Annotated in this window: 1 protein-coding gene; it reads right to left on the reverse strand. The window is 26.9% G+C overall.

The window, feature by feature from the left end; genetic code table 11:
- Positions 1-443, reverse strand: a 443-nt coding sequence (locus E3E36_RS12035) for a HAMP domain-containing sensor histidine kinase (RefSeq protein ID WP_240911868.1), incomplete at both ends; no start/stop codon positions are given.

Genomic DNA, 443 nt, shown 5'->3' on the forward strand with positions numbered 1-443 from the left:
TAGATTGATAATTATTTCTCCATTTGGCACATTATGCTTAATAGCATTCACCAATAAATTGTTTAACAGAATTTCAGCTAAATCGCTGTTCATATTAATAGTAATTTCTTCTAAGGAATAAGTAACATGAATATTTTTATTTTGAATTAATTCACTCAGTTGAATCAATTTGTTTTCAATCAGTTCTTTTAAATTAATAGTAACTTTTTCTTCAAATTGTTTATTCTCAATTTTTGTAAGCAATAGCAAAGATTTATTTAAGTTAGACAATCTTTGTAATGCGTCATTAGCAGATTGTAAAGCTTCAATCTGTTGTTGTGTTAATGTTTCTGCCTGAATAAGTAAATCAAATTTTGTTCTGATAATTGCCAATGGTGTTTGCAACTCGTGAGAAGCATTTTCAGTAAACTGCTTTAATGAATTAAAATCCTGTTGAGCTTTAT

This window comes from Thermococcus sp. M36, assembly GCF_012027355.1.
In the GTDB taxonomy this organism is placed as follows: Archaea; Methanobacteriota_B; Thermococci; order Thermococcales; family Thermococcaceae; genus Thermococcus.